Raw genomic sequence first — 14,369 nt, 5'->3', positions numbered from 1 at the left:
GCACCGACGAACGGCCCCGGTGCGGACGGTCAGCACAGGGTGCGGCGGGCCAGGTCGCCGGTGTCGGGCCGCTGCCGGGTGGCGAGGTGGTTGGTGATGATCCGCCGGGTGACCGCGGGACTCAGCGCGCTGTACCCGGCCGCCGTCGCGCGTACGGCGGCGGTCAGTTCCTCGTAGGAGCTGTTCTTCAGCAGGAACCCCGACGCCCCGGCGGCGAGCGCCTGGTCGACGTACTCGTCGAGGTCGAACGTGGTCAGGATGAGTGCCCGGGTGCGGCCGGGGCCCAGCAGGCCGCGCCGGTCCGGCTCGGTCAGCGTCCACAGCCCGTCGCCGCGCGGCATCCGGATGTCCAGCACGACCAGGTCGGGCCGGAGCCGTCCGCACGTCTCGACGGCCTCCTCGCCATCCACGCCCGCGGTCACACCAAGGAGTGACTTCCGGCGCACCGGCCCGAGCCGTCGGCGCAGTGCGGTGGCCGCCGGACGGAGTGCGTCGAGCGTGGCACGTCACCGTGTCACCGGCGTCCCGCAACGGGAGCCACCAGCCGCAGCCGCTGCCGGCAGGTACCCACGCGGACCGTCTGCCCCCACGTCAGTTCCAGGGCGTCCCCCTCCATGCCGTCCCCGAACGCGACGAGGCGTTCGGACTCCACGGTGAGGCACAGCCGGCCGGCGGCGGCGAGTTCCCCGGCCACCAGGGAGGTGCCGGTGGCCGGGGACGGCCAGGCCTCGCGGACGAACCACAGCAGGCGGTCCTCCGTGGGGTGCGGCAGCCGCAGATCGCTGTTCCGCTGCTGCCACACCGACCGGAGCCAGCCGGTCGCGCCGGTGCCCGTGCCCACCAGCACCCCGGAGGATGCCTGGGCCTCGACGACACCCCCGTCGCCCTCCAGGCCCAGGCGGTATCTGGCCGTCTGGTGTCCGACGGCGCCGAGATAGATCTCGTTGAGCGCGAGCAGCCGCTGGGTGTCGTCGGCGACGGCCTCGACCATGGTGAGCTCGTCCACCCGCGCGGCCGGCGCCTCGCGCAGCAGCGCCGCCGCGTCGGCCGCGCGGTGCCGTACCAGCACACCGGGGTTGCGCCCCGGTTCGGGGTCCACGCCGATGACCGGCTGCCCGGTGAGGTACTTGGCCGCGTTGGCCACCAGCCCGTCCTGGCCCACCACGACCACGACGTCCTCCGGGGCGAACAGGAAGCGGTCCAGGTCGCCGCGTTCCACCCGGGCCTGCCGCCAGGCCGAGGGGACCGCGGCGGCCACCTCGGCCAGCGCCCGGTGCGCGCGGTGGTGGCGTGCGGCGATCTCCCCGAGGTCCCGGCCGCGGGAGGAGAGGAAGAAGGCGGCCTGGCCGTGGGTGCCGTGCCGGGCCAGCAACTCCTCGTACTCCGTGGTGCGGTGGACCAGGACGGCCCGCGGGGCCAGGCTCATCCCCGCTCACCGCCGCCGAGCCGGGCCAGCAGCCCGGTCAGTACGTCGGGGGAGAGGGTCACGCTCTCGATGTGCGGCAGGTTCTCCGCCAGCCGGGTCCCGGTGAGCGCGTGCAGCGTCGCCACGTCGACGTCGCCGTGCACACGCAGCCAGGCCGCCTGGGCCTCCGCCCGGGCCTCGCCGACCTCGCGCGCCGCCTGCGCCTCCGCGCGGGCGAGCGCCACCGAACGGGCGGCCTCGGCCTCGGCGAGCCGGACCGTGCGCGCCGCCTCGGCCTGCGCACGCACCTGGTCGGCCGCCGCCTTCTCCTCCGCGTCCCGGCGCGCGTTGGCCCCGCGCTGCTCCACCAACTGCTCCTCGCGCCGGGCGAGTTCGATCTGGCTGGCCAGCTCGTTCTCGGCGATGGCGCGCTCGCGCTCGACGGCGACGGCCCGCCGCTCGTACGTCGCCCGGTCGGCCTCCTGCTGGATCAGCTCCCGGGCGGGCGTCCGCAGTGCGCGCTCCACCTCCGCCTCGGGCCGTACGGCCATGACCCGTACGGCCACCACCTCGATCCCGGTGGCCGGCAGCCGGGGCTCGGTGCCGAGGCCCGCCGCGATCCGCTCGCGCACCGCGGCCACCCCGTCGGCCAGCGCCTCGGACAGCGGGGTGCGGGCCAGTACGTGCAGCGCGTGCTGCTGGGCGGTCTCGGTGAGCAGGGTGCCCAGCTGCTCCAGCGGGGCACCGCGCCAGACGCCGGTGTCCGGGTCGATGGAGAAGTCCAGACGGGCGGCGGCGAGCGCCGGATCGCCGATGCGGTAGGTGACGGTGGCCTGCACCGACACGTCCTGGAAGTCGGCGGTGCGGGCGCGGAACGTCATGGCCAGCTCCCGGTCCTCCACGGGCACTTCGGACAACGCGGCGGTCAGCGGACGGAACCAGAAGCCCAGCCCGGGTCCGTCGTGCACGAGCCTGCCGTCGCGGTGGTGCCGGATGTGCGCCGTGGGCGTGGCACGCAGGTGGCGCCAGCCCAGGCGCCGGGTGATGTCGGCCATGAGAGCTCCCTCTTTCTCGTCTCAATGACGATAAAACGAGAGGCTCATAATCGTCAAGGAGACGAGAAAGGCTCGTGCGGTGACGGTACGACGTGGCCGTCGTCCACCCGCGCCGCGCGTCGCGCCGATCAGCGCCTGCGCGGTTCCACCTCGTGCCGGATCCATACGTTGGGCTCGACGTAGACCGCTCGGTCGTGCGTTGTGTCGCAGTGCACCGGGACGAGGGCGCCGGGTACGTCGACGTCACCGTCGCCGTCGAACGGCAGGCCGGTCCACTGCCGGCACTGGGCCAGGGAGCCGCTGACCGTCAGCGACGCCGGGGCGGCCTTCCCGATACTGCCCCCGGCCTTGACGTGCACGCGCGGCCAGGGATCGGTCGGCAGACCGTCGTGGCGCTGTCGGCGGACGTAGTCGCGCATGGCGACGGACGAGGACCGCGTCGTCGCCCGTGGGCTGAGCGTGCCGTTCAGTGTCTTCGCCGTGGCAGGCGATCCGCAGCGGATGGTGGCCTTCTGGGCCGAGGCGCTGGGCTACGTGCCCGAGCCTCCGCCGGGCGGGCATGCCACCTGGCGTGCCTACTGGGCGGCCATGGGCGTGCCCGAGGAGGAGTTGCCGGCCGGTGCCGGGGATGTTCCGGAGTCCCTCGTCGATCCCGCGGGACACGGGCCGAGAGTGTGGTTCCAGCAGGTTCCGGAGGCCAAGGCCGCCAAGAACCGGTGGCACCTCGACCTGAAGGTCGGCGGGGGCCGCGACGTCGCGCTGGACGTCCGCGTGCGGCGGGTCAGAGCAACGGTGGACCGGCTGGTCAAGGCCGGTGCCACCGTGCTGCGGATCAACGACGAGCCGGACATGGGGTTCTACGCCACGGCCATGCAGGACCCCGAGGGCAACGAGTTCGACGTCGTCTGACGGCCGTTGGGGCCCGCTCCTCGCCGTCAGGCGAAGGTCCGGCCCAGATGCGCCGCCAACTCCTCCGGCACGGCCGACCGGAAGCGCGCGGAGACGTAGCCGTCCGGGCGGATCAGCAGCGCCTCGCCGTCCTGCGGCGCGTACGCGGCACGGAACTCGCCCGCCGCGTCGCGCAGCCGGGGCGGACGCAGGCCGACCGGGCGGGCGTCCTGCGGGACCTCCGCGTCGGTGATCAGGTAGGCGTCGAGCAGCCCGTGGGCGGCGCGACGCGCCTCGGCGGCGCAGGCCTCGAGCCGTGCGGCGCCGTCGCCCGAGACGTGCCCCGGACCCGCGTACAGCAGCAGCGTGTGCCGCGGGGTGCGCAGCAGGTCGAACAACCGCTGCGGGTAGGCGGCGAGTTCGCCCAGCAGGCCGCGGCAGTCCGGTGCGCGCTCGCCCGCCGCGGGACCGTCCGCGCGCTCGCCGTCCGCCGCCCGCGGCTGGATCAGCGGGCTGTCCGGGTAGGCGACCGTGAGCTGGGCCTGACGCCGCAGAAACATCTCGGGGTCGTTGCCCTTGTCGCTGTTGCCGCGGGCGTCGCGGACGGTACGGGCGTGCCGGACCGTGCGGTCGACCACCTCGCGTGCGACGGGGTGCCGTTCGGCGTGGTAGCTGTCCAGCACGTCGTCCGTGGCCAGACCGCGGACGGCGAGGGCCAGCTTCCAGCCGAGGTTGTGGGCGTCCTGCACACCGGTGTTCAGCCCCTGCCCGCCGATCGGCGGGTGGACGTGCGCGGCGTCCCCGGCGACGAAGAGGCGGCCGCTGCGGTAGCGGTCCACCAGACGGTGGCCGGTCCGGAAGACGGACGACCAGCGCAGCGCCGACGCCCTCGCCGGCTCGGGGGAGAGCCGGTCCAGCACGGCCTGGATGTAGCCGAGGTCCGGCCCCTGGCCGTCCCCCAGGTCCAGCGCCCCGTCCGTCGCGCTCGCACCGTCGTCGGTTCCGCCCCCGTCGCCGGGCCGCAGCATCGACAGCCAGTACCGTCGCGCACCGGGCATCGGGATGCAGACGAGCATGTCGTCCACCGCACCGTTCGCGTCCAGACGCACGGACCGCATGCTGTAGCCGGCGGGCATGTCCCAGTCGACCTCGACGTCGGCGATCAGGAAACGCTCGGGCAGGACGTCGCCCTCGAAGGCCAGCCCGGCCGCCTTGCGGACCAGGCTGTGCGCCCCGTCGCAGCCCACGACGTAGCGGGCGGTCAGCCGCTCGGTACCGCCGTCGGGGCCCGCGAGCACGACCTCCACCTCGTCCGGGTGCGCCGTGACCGACCGGACGTCGACCGGCCGCTCCACCTCCGTGCCGAAGCGCGCGAGATGCTCGGTGAGCAGCCGCTCGGTCGTGTACTGGGGCAGCGTGGCGAAGGGGTAGGGGATGTCCGGCGGCAGCGTCAGCCGGACCGGTCCGTCGCCCGGCTTGCCGTCGGTGAAGACCAACTGGCCCAGATGCGGCACCGCCTCGTCCAGCACCCCGGGGACCAGGCCCATGCCGTCCCACACCTCCAGCGTGCGGGGCAGGACGCCGATGGCCTTCGCGTGAGGCTGCGGGGCGGCCAGGCGATCGACGATGCGGCAGTCCACGCCGTGCCGCCGCAGCTCGGCCGCCGCCGTCAGTCCCACCGGGCCCGCGCCCACCACGAGTACGTCGACATCGGCCATGATCCGGCCCTCTCCTCGTCCGACAGGGGGTTCCGGGCCAGTCTGCGCCAGCGGGCCGCGGGCGACCCGGCGGGGACAGGGCCACTCGCCGCGCGAAGGCGACAGACCGGCTGGTCAGGACGGGTACAGGAGGCGCCAGGTTCACTGGATCGGCCGGGGCCGGACTGGAGTAGCGCGGAGCGTGCCGCGTGGAGACGGCGTGTGGTGCTCAGTCGGGGGAGGGAGGCGGCGACGGTGTTTCCGCAGCGCTTCGGGCGGTACTCCATAGCCTCGCACCGCCGCTGGGTGTTTCGGTACTGGAAGGGATGATGGTGTGCTGCCGCGACTCGAGCGATACCTGCTTCAGGACTTCCCGTTCATCCACCTCGTCATCGGGGGCGTCGGCAACACGACGTTCCTGATCGGCAGCGTGTTCTTCCTCTTCCCCCGCTTGGAACGGGTCGCCCTGTGGCTGTTCGTGGTGGGGTCGCTGGGCATGTTCGTCGGTACCCTCGGTGAGGTCTTCGTCCGGCATGCGCGCAAGTCCCGTCAGCAGACAGGGAGCTGAAGGGAGCACACCGGACAGTTGCGAGCCGGCCTCCGGGGAGGCCGGCTCGACGTCCAGCCCTGGGAACGCCGCCGCCCTGGGCGGCTCAGACCGTGAACCGGTACGTACCCGAGCCCACGTGGAACACCTGGTGGCCGTCCTCGTGCCGCAGGAGCGTTCCGCCCGCGTGCGTGACGTGATCCGTGGCGGAGGCCGGGACCCACACCTCGGCGGTGGTGTTCGGGGGTATCGAGCAGGTCAGTTCGAAGCGGCCCCGCTTGCGGGTCCAGCGCGTGGAGATCGGGCCGCGGACCGAAGTGAGTGTCGCGCGGGCCGAGTTGACGCCGCCGCCGGGGCGGGGGCGGATGAGGACCTCGCGGTAGCCGGGGCGGGCGGCGGAGATGCCGGCGATGTTCGCGTACATCCACTGGCCCACCGAACCGTAGGCGTAGTGGTTGAAGGAGTTCATGGCCGGGTCCTGGAACGTGCCGTCGGGCCGCAGGGAGTCCCAGCGTTCCCACATGGTGGTCGCGCCCCGGTCGATCTGGTAGCCCCAGCTGGGGAAGGTGCGCCGGGTGAGCAGCCGGTAGGCGACGTCGGTGTGGCCGGTGTCGGTGAGGACGGGCAGCAGCCGGGGAGTGCCGAGGAACCCCGTCGACAGATGCCCGTCGCGCGCCTCGATCAGTGCGACGAGCCGGTCGGCCGCCGCACCGCGCAGCGCGTCCGGGAGCAGGTTCATCGACAGGGCCAGGACGTAGGCGGTCTGCGTGTCGCCCTTCACCCTGCCGTCGGCGCCGACGTACGCCTTCCGGAAGGCGGCGCGGACCCGGTCGAAGAGATCCTCCTGGGCGGCGGGGTCCTTGCCGAGTTCGCGGGCCATCCGCGCGGCGAGGTCGGCGCTGTGCGCGAAGTACGCGGTGGCGACGACGTCCTTGGGCGTCTCGTCGGACAGGTTCAGCCAGTCCCCGTAGCCCTCCGCGGGCCGCAGCAGACCGTCGCTGTGCTTCTCCAGATAGCCGAGCCAGTCCAGCACCGACGCCCACGCGTCCTGGAGCACCCGCAGGTCCCCGTACGCCTCGTACAGCGCCCACGGCACGGTCACCCCCGCGTCACCCCAGCCGGCCGCGCCGTCACCGAGACGGCCGACGTCGGGCGCCACATGAGTGAAGGAGCCCTCCGGCGTCTGGGCGTCGCGCAGGTCGGTGAGCCACTTGGTCAGGAAGCGGGCCGACTCCATGGTGTACGCGGCGGTGGGCGCGAAGACGTTGATGTCACCGGTCCAGCCGAGCCGCTCGTCGCGCGCCGGTGTGTCGGTGGGGACGGAGAGGAAGTTGCCGCGCTGCCCCCAGGTGATGTTGCTGTGCAACTGGTTGAGCAGGGGGGAGTCCGTCACGAAGTCGAGGGTGGCGGGCGCGTCGGTGTGCATGACGCGGCCCGTGATCGCCTTCGCGGTGGGGGTGCCGGGGAAGCCGGTCACCTCCACGTAGCGGAACCCGTGGAAGGTGAAGCGGGGCTCGTAGGTCTCCGTGCCGCGCCCCTTGAGGACGTAGGTGTCGGTCGCCTTCGCCGTCCGCAGGTTGGCCGTGTAGACGGTGCCGTCCGGGTTGAGCACCTCGGCATGGCGCAGCCGTACGGTCGTCCCGGCCGCGCCGGAGACGGCGAGCCGCACGGAACCGACCATGTTCTGCCCCAGGTCGAAGACGAAGACACCGGGCCGGGGCTCGGTCACCTTGACGGGCCTCAGCTCGTCGGTGACCCGCACCGGGCCGTCCACCTGGGCAACGATCCGCTGCGGCACGTGTGTCCCGGCCTCGCGTACGGCGAGCCAGCCCTCGTCGTCGAACCCGGGCGAGGCCCAGCCGGGCGTCTCCGCGCGGGCGTCGTACGTCTCACCGTCGAGCAGGTCGGCGGAGAGGATCGGACCGGCGGAGGCCAGCCAGTCGGTGTCCGAGACGACGCGCGCACTGCTGCCGTCGGCGTAGTCGACCTCCAACTGGGCCAGCAGCGCCGGATGTTCGCCGTACTGGTGCGGACCGAACATGCCGACGTTGCCCGCGTACCAGCCGGGCGCGAGGTACACCCCGAGGGCGTTGGCGCCGGCCCGCAGCAGGTGCGTGACGTCGTGGGTGCGGTACTGCACACGGGTGCGGTAGTCCGTCCAGCCGGGGGCGAACTGGTCGGTGCCGACCCGGACGCCGTTCAGATGAGCCTCGTACAGACCGAGCGCGGTGAGGTACAGCCGGGCGCGCTCGACCTTCTTGCGCCGCAGCCGGAACGTGTGCCGCAGCCGGGCGACGGCGTAGGAGGCGGGGGTGACCGTCCCCCAGGGGCCGGAGCCCGAGGGGGCGGCCTCCTTGGCGGCCACCCAGGCGGAGTCGTCGAAGTCCGCCTCGCGCCAACCGCCCTCCGGTTCCTGGTCGGTGGCCTTCCACGAGGCGTCGGTGACGATCCGCCGCTCCCCGGAAGCGGTGCGCACGACGAGTACGGCGAGGAGGCCGGCGGGACCGTCGGTGGCGTTGGTGGCCGCGACCGCGAGTACCGTGCGCCCGGACCGCACGTGGGCGAGGACGTCCACGACGGCGGGTTTGCGCCAGCCCTCGTTGTCGGTGTCGAGGTCGGTACGGGCCACTTCGGCGCCGTTGACGGCGACGGAGTACACGTTGTCGGCGGTGATCGCCAGCGTGGCCGAGGTGATGTCCGGCGGGAGGTCGACGGTGCGGCGGAACCAGCGGGTGCCGGCGGGGACTTCGCTCGCCGGATCGCCCTCGGGAAACCAGATCCAGTCGCAGCCCTGGAACGACGGCGCGTCGGTCAGCTCGGCGGGCGGCGCGATCCACCGCGCGGACCACTGGCCGGCGCCGAGCAGCCCGGTCTCCCACCAGGACGGCTCGCTCCACCCGGACACCGTGCCCTCGTCGTCCCACACCCGTACGGACCAGAAGTACCGTTTCCTGGGCTCCAGTTCGGGACCGCCGTACGGTACGAGGACGGAGTCGGCGGACTTCACCTGCCCGCTGTCCCACACGTCGGGTCGCCGCAGGCCGGCGGCGCTGGACGCCACCCGGATCTGGTACGCGCTCTGCCGGACACCCGGCGCCTTCGACACCATCGGCCAGCTCAGACGGGGGCGGGCGGCGTCCAGGCCCAGGGGATGCCGGACGTACTCGACGGTGGGCGCCACCACCTCCGTCGCGGCCCGTCGCCCCGCTGTCCCGGTGCCCGGGGAGGCGGCTGCGGCACCGGCCGCGGCGGGTCTCGCGGCCGTAGCGGCGACCGCCGCCGCCGTACTCGCCAGGATGCCTCTACGACTGATCACTGCGCCACCTCACACGGAGTAGGAGTGAATCGATTCAAAGCGGAGGAGCGCGGCAACGGTAGAGGCGGGCGCGCGGGCGGGTCAATGAGTGTGCGCCAACTTGCCGTGTGAATGGGCTTGTTGGCACCGACGGGGGACGTGTGTGACCGGGGCGGGCGACCGGCGGAACGGAGACCGGATGGCCGCAAGGCCGGGGGCCGACTGAACGCTTTCAGTCGGCCGGCCGGCGTTCATGCGGAAGCGGCGCGGAGCCCGTCGAGGATGAGCGTGCGCATGTGGGGCGCGCGGTCGTCGGGGCCGGCCGCCGCGCGCCAGCGTGCGCCGGTGAGCTGGAGCAGGTCGCCGGGGGCCGCGCCGCGCGGATGCTCCCGTCCCGCTTTCCGGCGTCGAGCAGTTCGGTCAGGGCGGCGATGACGGGGCCGTAGGTGCGCTCGCTGATCGTCCGGTGCGCGCCGGGACTGAGGGCGTCCCCGAGACCGTGCTTCCGGCGCATGGCCTCGACGAGGTCCATCGTCCAGTGCCGGAGCGCCTCCAGCGGTGGCAGCTTCGCGAGCAGCCCCGGCACGGTGGCGATGATGCGGTCGACCTCGTCCTGGCAGACGGCGAGGACGAGCGCCTCGCGCGTGGGGAAGTTGCGGTACAGCGAGCCGGCGCCGACCCCCGCGCGCTGGGCGACCTGGTGCATGGACGTGTTGCCGTCCGCCGCGAGGGCTTCGCGGGCGGCGGCGAGGATGCGCGCCCGGTTCTCACGGGCGTCGGCCTCGACGTGTCCCCGATCGCGCTCGGCGCGATGACCTACGGCGAGCCCGACCGGGGCCACCCCGTCTGGTCCAGGGGCGAGCAGGAGGCCCGTCCGCTCATCGGGCACGCCCTGGAGGCGGGCATCAACTTCTTCGACACCGCCAACATGTACTCGAACGGGTCCAGCGAGGGGATCCTCGGCCGTGCGCTCAACACCGGGGAACCGTGGAGCACCGAGTGCGCGACACCGTACGGCGCGCGATCAGGGACAGCCGCCAAAGGTGACCGGACCCGTTCCCGGAATGCCGCGGTGTCGATCAGGGACTACGCCTGGCCCGCCCGTGTCTCGCGTCTGCGGTAGCGGACATGGGTGGTCAGCGGCGAGTGGAGTACCTCGACAGGGTCGAAATCGAAGGCGGTGACACCGTCGAACAGGCGCTCGCCGCCGCCGAGCAGGACGGGGGCGATGTCGAGGGTGAGTTCATCGATCACGCCGGCGTTGAGCGCCTGCCGCACCGTCGAGGCACCACCGGCGATGTCCACGCCCCTCCCGTCGGCGGCTTCGAGCGCCCGCGCGTACGCGGCGTCGAAGCCGCCGGTGACGAAGTGGAAGGTGGTTCCTCCCTCCATCCTGATCGGCTCGTGGGCGTAACGAGTGAGGACGAAGACCGGGGCGTGGTAGGGGGGTTCGGGGCCCCACCATCCCTCCCACGGCTCATTCCACTCGCCTCGGACGGGCCCGAACATGTTCCGGCCCATGACGTAGGCGCCACGCGGGCGCATCAGCCAGGTGTTGGCCGTCGCGTCGGCCTCGGTCGCGCGCGGGTCGCCGATGTGCCAACCGTGCAGCTCCTGTCCGCGCTTGCCCAGCGGATCGTCCCGGCTCTGCTCGGGTCCGGCGACGAAGCCGTCGAGCGAGATCGACATGTGGCAGGTGGTGTCGGTCATCAGCTTCTCTCTGAGCGCGGCGGTTGCGGGTCGGACTGCCGGCAGGTGCTGTGAGAGAGCGGATCAGTTCCGGCTGTCATGGCGCGACCGTAACGCACACCTCTGACAGTCACCGCCGACACGGAGGCGGACGGCCGACAGGGGGCTTCGTTCGGATCACCGAGCCGACCAGAGGAAGACGCCCGCGACGTGGAGTCCGGCGAGGTGGATGGTCGCGGTCTTCACGTAGCGGGTGGCGATGCCGCGCCATTGCTTCAGGCGGTTGACGCACCGTGCGACGGTGTTGCGCTGCTTGTACGTCTCCCGGTCGAAGGCGGGCGGTCTGCCGCCGGCCTGTCCGGCGGTGAGGTGGAAGGGCCGGTCGCCGGCAGCGGTCGTCGGCCACGGGGCGGATCTTCTTGCCGTACCTCTCCGGCAGACGCACCCACTGCGCATCAGTCAACGGCACGCCCGGACCAACGACCGAAGGGCGCGGTCTGGACAACAGCAGTGGCGGGGACAGCGCCGAGGCGGCGAAGCGATGGCTCTGAAGTCCGCACGCCCGGATCACGTCCTGAGCCACAGTCGGATGTCGTGGCAGCGGTGACAGTGCCGTGGAAGACGTACGCGCGCGTCAGATCTCGTGGCCACTGCTCGACAGCCTCTGCGGGCATTGATCGTCCGCTCGACTTCGTTCCTGCGCTTGCGGATCCACTTTCCATGAGGGGGACGAGTTGCGAGGCGTCGGCCCACTGACCCGGGGTGATCAGCAGGGCCAGTGGGCGGCGCGCGCCTTCTCCGGCGGGATGGATCGTGCGGGTGGGGCCGCCCCGGGAGCGTCCGAGCCCCTGGTGGGTCAACGAGAGCTCTCCTTGCGAAGGAGGAAGCTCCGCCGTCGGTTCCAACCGTTCGCGAGTGGCTGTCCGGAGCCGGTGCCTGGCTCAGACGGTCGGGACGGTTCCGCCGTCGATCACGTACTCGGCTCCTACGATCGCCGAGGCGCGGTCCGAGACCAGGAACCCGACCAGGTCCGCGATCTCCCCGGTGTTCGCGAACCTTCCCAGGGGCACTCCCCCGAGGGAGTCGTAGATGGTCTGCTTGGCTGCTTCACGTGTGAGTCCGTTGCCCTCGGCGATCCGGTCCACGAACCGTTCGTAGGCTTCGGTCTCGATTCCGCCCGGGCTGATCGCGTTGACCCGAACGCCGCGCGGCGCGAGCTCATTGGCAAGTCCCTTGCTGTATGTGCGCAGCGCGGCCTTCGCTGCTGCGTAGGCCAAGGACGCGTCGTACTGGGGAAGCTCACGCTGGATCGAGGTGAAGTGCAGCACCACGCCCGACCCAGCCCCGATCATCGCAGGCAGAAGAGCTCGATCCAGCCGCACCGCTCCCAGGAGGTTGAGGTTCAGCTCGGTGAGCCACTGGTCGTCGGTGATGACCGCGAATCCACCAGCCGGCGTCGACGCCCCTCCGACAACGTGCACCAGGATGTCGAGGGCGCCGACCTCAGCGATTCGAGCGGCCACGGCGTTGGTGCCCTCCCTCGTCAACACGTCCGCTTCGATGAACCGGTCAGGGTGCTCGTACCCGTCGGGCATCGTTCGCGCCGTCGTGTACACGTCGGCACCCATCTCCCGCAGTCTCTCCACGACGGCCTTGCCCGAGCCCTTCGAACCGCCCGTGACCAGCGCCCGGCGTCCGTCGAGACGATCGCGATCGTCACTAGACATTTCTTACTCCATTGAAGGTCGTGGTCAGGCGGGTCCGGTCAGGCTGGGTGGTTGGCGATGACGAGTTCGGCGATGAGGTCGTCCCGCAACGCGAACCGGTGGTCGAGCTCGGCGACGCCGCCCGGGAAGGTGCCCTCGAGCCGCACGGTGACCACCCAATGGGTGTCATCGACGCGGTGAGCGCCGATCTGCTCGGTCGTGTATGCGAACTCGGACCCGGCGTCCCGCAGGAACGCGTGGGCCTCCTCTCGGCCGCGGAAGGTCTCACCCTGGTCGATGACCACCGCATCCTCGGCGAGGAACGACGAGGCGGTGTCGGCGTCGCGCACGACGTGGGCGGCGAAGAACTCGCGCACGATGGTCGGGAGCGGATCGGACGGGAGATCGGTCTGCTGTGTCATGAGCCCACCGTGTGGCCTCACGGGGATGGAGGGTCAAGCCGTGGACCCTCCCCCAGGGAGAGGGCTCAGACTGAGGGGATGCTGACCATCGGAGAGTTCTCCCGGCTGACCCACTTGAGCATTCGGACCCTGCGCCGGTATCACGAGGTGGCCCTGCTGGAACCCGCCGTGGTGGACGAGACCACTGGTTACCGCTACTACGGCGTCGACCAGATCCCGACCGCGCAGGTCATCCACCGGCTCCGCGAGCTCGACGTCCCCCTGAGCGATGTGCAGCGGATCCTGCGGACCTCCGACCCCGGTGTCCGGGCGGCCCTGGTCACGGACCACCTGCAACGCCTCGAGGACGAGCTCGACCGCACCCGGGCCGCGGTCGTGTCGCTGCGCCGCCTGCTCCGGCCGGACCCCGCGCCGCTCAACGTCGAACTGCGTGCGGAGCCTGTCCGGACGGTCGCGGCGGTGGAGGCCGTAGTCGGCCATGGCGACATCGCGGCCTGGTACGCAGGCGCGATGGCCGAATTGGAGGCGGCCGTCGGCGCCGCCGTGACCGGACCGCCGGGCGGCAGTTACGACAACGCCCTTTTCGAGCAGGAGCGCGGTCACGCGGTCGTCTACCTGCCGACCGCTGCGCCACCTTGCACCGGACGCGTGCACCCCACGGTTCTGCCGGCCGCGGAACTGGCCGTCACCACCCACGTCGGCGAGCACGACGGCATCGAGGTCACGTACGGCGAACTCGGGACCTGGGTGGTGGAGAACGCGATGTCGGTGGCCGGGCCGGTGCGGGAGGTCTACGTCGTCGGCCCCCGGGACACAAGCGATCCCGCTGCGTGGCGCACCGAGATCGGCTGGCCGGTCTTTCGTGTCACCTGAAGCGGTCAGTGCGGTGCGGAGTCCCGGAAGGACGGGCGCACGCCTTACCGACCATCTCAGAATGAGGTTCGGAGTCCTCCGGGCCGCACGGCTTCCGCCGCCCACGCATCCGCTGGGAACAACGCGACGACACCCCCGCCACGAAACGGGGCTCAGGCGGCCGTGGCCGTCCGCGCACCCGCCCGGCGCACCTCGCGCAGCGCGCCGGACCAGGCGATCAGCTGATCGAGCATGCCGCCCACGGCGCTGTCGAGACCCTCTTGGGGAACGAAGGCGCCGGTGGCGAACGAGGGGCGGGTCGAGATGGTGGGCTGGGCGCGGACCGTGGCCACCTGGAGCTCGGCGAGGACGAGCCGCAGCGCCTCGGCGGCCCGGGCCCCGGCGACCCAGCCGCCGTAGCTGATGATGCCGGCGGCCTTGTCGTTCCACTCCCGGTAGACGTGGTCCAGGGCGTTCTTCAGGGCCCCGGGGTAGGAGTGGTTGTACTCCGGGACGAGGAACACGTAGCCGTCGAAGCTGTCGACGAGTGCGCCCCAGGCGCGGGTGTGGTCGTGCCGGTACTGCTGGAGGTTCGGGTTGCCGGGCTCGTCGAGGTTGCCGAGGCCGTGGTCCGCGAGGTCGACGAGTTCGTAGTCGGCTCCCCCGTGCGCGCGGGCGGCCTCCAGTGCCCAGGCGGCGATCTGGTCGCCGCGGCGTCCGGGGCGGGTGCTGCCGAGGATGAGCGCGATGCGAAGCGTCATGGTCTTCCTTCCAGTGCGGCGGAGTTGATGCGTCAACTCTAGGATGGAAGGA

At 72.1% G+C, this 14,369-nt stretch carries 13 protein-coding genes and 4 pseudogenes; 4 read left to right on the top strand and 13 right to left on the bottom strand.

Annotation, left to right across the window (positions count from 1 at the left end):
- Window positions 1-44: 44 nt before the first annotated feature.
- The 4 genes and pseudogenes from OIE12_RS00545 to OIE12_RS00530 form a co-directional block, all read right to left on the bottom strand.
- Window positions 45-467 (bottom strand): annotated as a pseudogene (locus OIE12_RS00545) (response regulator); the annotation flags it as partial.
- A gap of 47 nt (window positions 468-514) precedes the next feature.
- On the bottom strand, window positions 515-1,426 hold the full coding sequence (locus tag OIE12_RS00540; RefSeq protein WP_329130486.1) for a hypothetical protein: 912 nt from the start codon (window positions 1,424-1,426) through the stop codon (window positions 515-517).
- Window positions 1,423-2,460 carry an SPFH domain-containing protein gene (locus OIE12_RS00535; RefSeq protein ID WP_329130484.1) on the bottom strand — a complete coding sequence of 346 codons (1,038 nt, stop codon included), beginning with the start codon at window positions 2,458-2,460 and terminating at the stop codon, window positions 1,423-1,425. The genes OIE12_RS00540 and OIE12_RS00535 overlap by 4 nt, the downstream gene beginning before the upstream one ends.
- A 128-nt stretch (window positions 2,461-2,588) precedes the next feature.
- On the bottom strand, window positions 2,589-2,879 hold the full coding sequence (locus tag OIE12_RS00530; RefSeq protein ID WP_329130483.1) for a hypothetical protein: 291 nt from the start codon (window positions 2,877-2,879) through the stop codon (window positions 2,589-2,591).
- An 82-nt stretch (window positions 2,880-2,961) separates the two neighbouring features.
- Here OIE12_RS00530 and OIE12_RS00525 point away from each other — a divergent pair, with 82 nt between their 5' ends.
- A complete protein-coding gene (locus tag OIE12_RS00525; RefSeq protein ID WP_443054008.1) occupies window positions 2,962-3,369 on the top strand; it encodes a VOC family protein in 408 nt (135 codons plus the stop codon).
- A 26-nt stretch (window positions 3,370-3,395) separates the two neighbouring features.
- Here the strand turns inward: OIE12_RS00525 and OIE12_RS00520 are convergent, their stop codons facing one another.
- Complete coding sequence (locus tag OIE12_RS00520) at window positions 3,396-5,066, bottom strand: FAD-dependent monooxygenase (protein WP_329130479.1); 1,671 nt, start codon at window positions 5,064-5,066, stop codon at window positions 3,396-3,398.
- Between the two features lie 313 nt (window positions 5,067-5,379).
- Here OIE12_RS00520 and OIE12_RS00515 point away from each other — a divergent pair, with 313 nt between their 5' ends.
- Window positions 5,380-5,613 (top strand): YrhK family protein, encoded by a 234-nt coding sequence (locus OIE12_RS00515; RefSeq protein WP_329130476.1) that lies wholly within the window; start codon window positions 5,380-5,382, stop codon window positions 5,611-5,613.
- Between the two features lie 85 nt (window positions 5,614-5,698).
- Here OIE12_RS00515 and OIE12_RS00510 read toward each other — a convergent pair whose 3' ends face one another.
- Window positions 5,699-8,908, bottom strand: coding sequence for an alpha-L-rhamnosidase (locus tag OIE12_RS00510; protein WP_329130474.1), 3,210 nt, complete (start codon window positions 8,906-8,908; stop codon window positions 5,699-5,701).
- Between the two features lie 211 nt (window positions 8,909-9,119).
- Window positions 9,120-9,593: a TetR/AcrR family transcriptional regulator gene (locus OIE12_RS00505; RefSeq protein ID WP_329130471.1), complete on the bottom strand. Its 474-nt coding sequence runs from the start codon at window positions 9,591-9,593 to the stop codon at window positions 9,120-9,122.
- Window positions 9,594-9,698: 105 nt separating this feature from the next.
- On the opposite strand from OIE12_RS00505, the pseudogene OIE12_RS00500 reads away from it, so the two are divergent.
- A pseudogene (locus OIE12_RS00500) lies at window positions 9,699-9,860 on the top strand (aldo/keto reductase); the annotation flags it as partial.
- Window positions 9,861-9,973: 113 nt separating this feature from the next.
- Here the strand turns inward: OIE12_RS00500 and OIE12_RS00495 are convergent.
- The 5 genes and pseudogenes from OIE12_RS00495 to OIE12_RS00475 form a co-directional block, all read right to left on the bottom strand.
- Window positions 9,974-10,597: a dihydrofolate reductase family protein gene (locus tag OIE12_RS00495; protein ID WP_329130469.1), complete on the bottom strand. Its 624-nt coding sequence runs from the start codon at window positions 10,595-10,597 to the stop codon at window positions 9,974-9,976.
- A gap of 156 nt (window positions 10,598-10,753) precedes the next feature.
- Window positions 10,754-10,936 (bottom strand): annotated as a pseudogene (locus OIE12_RS00490) (IS5/IS1182 family transposase); the annotation flags it as partial.
- Window positions 10,937-11,143: 207 nt separating this feature from the next.
- Window positions 11,144-11,427: pseudogene (locus OIE12_RS00485) on the bottom strand (IS5/IS1182 family transposase); the annotation flags it as partial.
- A gap of 90 nt (window positions 11,428-11,517) precedes the next feature.
- A complete protein-coding gene (locus OIE12_RS00480) occupies window positions 11,518-12,303 on the bottom strand; it encodes an SDR family oxidoreductase (RefSeq protein ID WP_329130466.1) in 786 nt (261 codons plus the stop codon).
- A gap of 38 nt (window positions 12,304-12,341) precedes the next feature.
- On the bottom strand, window positions 12,342-12,704 hold the full coding sequence (locus tag OIE12_RS00475; RefSeq protein WP_329130464.1) for a nuclear transport factor 2 family protein: 363 nt from the start codon (window positions 12,702-12,704) through the stop codon (window positions 12,342-12,344).
- A 78-nt stretch (window positions 12,705-12,782) separates the two neighbouring features.
- Here OIE12_RS00475 and OIE12_RS00470 point away from each other — a divergent pair, with 78 nt between their 5' ends.
- Window positions 12,783-13,577 carry a MerR family transcriptional regulator gene (locus tag OIE12_RS00470; protein ID WP_329130462.1) on the top strand — a complete coding sequence of 265 codons (795 nt, stop codon included), beginning with the start codon at window positions 12,783-12,785 and terminating at the stop codon, window positions 13,575-13,577.
- Window positions 13,578-13,729: 152 nt separating this feature from the next.
- Here the strand turns inward: OIE12_RS00470 and OIE12_RS00465 are convergent, their stop codons facing one another.
- Window positions 13,730-14,317, bottom strand: coding sequence for an NADPH-dependent FMN reductase (locus tag OIE12_RS00465; RefSeq protein WP_329130460.1), 588 nt, complete (start codon window positions 14,315-14,317; stop codon window positions 13,730-13,732).
- Between the last annotated feature and the right edge of the window lie 52 nt (window positions 14,318-14,369).

Source organism: Streptomyces sp. NBC_00670, from assembly GCF_036226765.1.
GTDB lineage: Bacteria > Actinomycetota > Actinomycetes > Streptomycetales > Streptomycetaceae > Streptomyces.
The sequence above is the reverse complement of the archived record's forward strand: the minus strand, read 5'-3'. Positions and strand labels throughout refer to the sequence as shown.

What these genes read in the sequence shown, in the direction of transcription:
- OIE12_RS00540 (WP_329130486.1), bottom strand. Translation starts at nt 1,426, where the DNA reads ATGAGCCTGGCCCCGCGGGCCGTCCTGGTCCACCGCACCACGGAGTAC.
- OIE12_RS00535 (WP_329130484.1), bottom strand. Translation starts at nt 2,460, where the DNA reads ATGGCCGACATCACCCGGCGCCTGGGCTGGCGCCACCTGCGTGCCACG.
- OIE12_RS00530 (WP_329130483.1), bottom strand. Translation starts at nt 2,879, where the DNA reads ATGCGCGACTACGTCCGCCGACAGCGCCACGACGGTCTGCCGACCGAT.
- OIE12_RS00525 (WP_443054008.1), top strand. Translation starts at nt 2,962, where the DNA reads ATGGTGGCCTTCTGGGCCGAGGCGCTGGGCTACGTGCCCGAGCCTCCG.
- OIE12_RS00520 (WP_329130479.1), bottom strand. Translation starts at nt 5,066, where the DNA reads ATGGCCGATGTCGACGTACTCGTGGTGGGCGCGGGCCCGGTGGGACTG.
- OIE12_RS00505 (WP_329130471.1), bottom strand. Translation starts at nt 9,593, where the DNA reads ATGCACCAGGTCGCCCAGCGCGCGGGGGTCGGCGCCGGCTCGCTGTAC.
- OIE12_RS00495 (WP_329130469.1), bottom strand. Translation starts at nt 10,597, where the DNA reads ATGACCGACACCACCTGCCACATGTCGATCTCGCTCGACGGCTTCGTC.
- OIE12_RS00480 (WP_329130466.1), bottom strand. Translation starts at nt 12,303, where the DNA reads ATGTCTAGTGACGATCGCGATCGTCTCGACGGACGCCGGGCGCTGGTC.
- OIE12_RS00475 (WP_329130464.1), bottom strand. Translation starts at nt 12,704, where the DNA reads ATGACACAGCAGACCGATCTCCCGTCCGATCCGCTCCCGACCATCGTG.
- OIE12_RS00470 (WP_329130462.1), top strand. Translation starts at nt 12,783, where the DNA reads ATGCTGACCATCGGAGAGTTCTCCCGGCTGACCCACTTGAGCATTCGG.
- OIE12_RS00465 (WP_329130460.1), bottom strand. Translation starts at nt 14,317, where the DNA reads ATGACGCTTCGCATCGCGCTCATCCTCGGCAGCACCCGCCCCGGACGC.